Raw genomic sequence first — 1,234 nt, forward strand, 5'->3', positions numbered from 1 at the left:
TCGTAGTTGAGGCGGAACTCGAAGTCGGCGCCGCCGGCCAAGATCTTCTCGGCTTCCTTCTCGTCCTCGGTCATGATGACTTCGGGCTGCATGGCAGCCTTTTCGCCACGCCCGGTGATGATCGAACGGGTCGAATCGTTGAGGATTTCGTTGACCACTTCGGCCATGAACGACTTGCCGTAGACCTTGCGCAGGTGCTGCACCGGCACCTTGCCGGGACGGAAGCCGTTGATGCGGACCTTGTTCCTGGCATCCGAGAGCCGCGCCATCAGCTTGGCTTCCATGTCACCAGCCGGCACGGTGATCTTGATCTCGCGCTTGAGACCGGAGTTGAGCGTTTCGGTGACCTGCATCGTAAAACCTTTGTTTTCACCAATGAGACTGCCACGGCCTCTGCCGTTTACAGCCTGCCGGTATATTCTTGCCGGGAATGGCTTTTGGTACGGAACCTGGCGATTTGACCGAAAATACGGCTCAAACTCTCCCAAACTGCGTTCCAAAATGTGAATAAGTTCTTGTTTTTCCTACTTCTTATCACATTCTGTAGAAGCGGATCGTCGCGTCCCGTCACATTTGACACGCCTTTTGTCACAGGCGAGGCTAATTTTCAACAGTCTTCGCATTTGGTGCGAACAACCATCATTTTAGCCCTGACCCAACCTTGTTCCCGACATTGACGGAATGATGGCTACATGGGATTGCCGGTCCATGCGGGTATGGCGGAACTGGTAGACGCACCAGATTTAGGTTGCCCCCAGCCAGCTCGCTACCGGAGCTGCCACGGTGGCTCGGACACCTCGTGGAGGGTGGACGCACAATATCAGGCATCACCTATGGAATCGAATGTGCTACGGTTCCGCAATGTCTTGGCAACACGTTCGCATATCCCACTTCGGTGGCCCCGAGGTCCTGGAACTGGTGAGCGAGCCAACAATCCCAAATCCGGGTGCTGGCGAGGTACGCATCAAGGTTCTGGCAGCCGGAACCGGTTTCACGGATAGCTTCATTCGGCGTGGCCGTTACCCCGACTTCAAAGGACCGCTGCCGTTTACTCCCGGCTACGACCTCGTAGGTGTTGTGGAGAAGGCTGGTCCCGACGTTGTCTTGCCGCGTGAGGGGCAAATCGTTGCCGATCTCTGCGTAGTCGGTGGTTACGCGCAATATGCGATTCGTCCCGCGCGTTTTCTTGTGCCGGTTCCAGCCGGCGTCGATGCGGCAGAGGCCGTTTGCATAC

Annotated in this window: 2 protein-coding genes; one reads left to right on the forward strand and one right to left on the reverse strand. The window is 56.6% G+C overall.

Going from position 1 to position 1,234, the window contains the following annotated elements:
* Positions 1 to 353: trigger factor (locus tag EN935_RS36560; protein ID WP_281040410.1), on the reverse strand; the 353-nt coding region annotated here is incomplete at its 3' end.
* A 565-nt stretch (positions 354 to 918) separates the two neighbouring features.
* Between EN935_RS36560 and EN935_RS36565 the strand changes: the two genes are divergently transcribed.
* Positions 919 to 1,234: alcohol dehydrogenase catalytic domain-containing protein (locus tag EN935_RS36565; RefSeq protein ID WP_164771710.1), on the forward strand; the 316-nt coding region annotated here is incomplete at its 3' end.

This window comes from Mesorhizobium sp. M7D.F.Ca.US.004.03.1.1, assembly GCF_003998635.1.
GTDB lineage: Bacteria > Pseudomonadota > Alphaproteobacteria > Rhizobiales > Rhizobiaceae > Mesorhizobium > Mesorhizobium loti.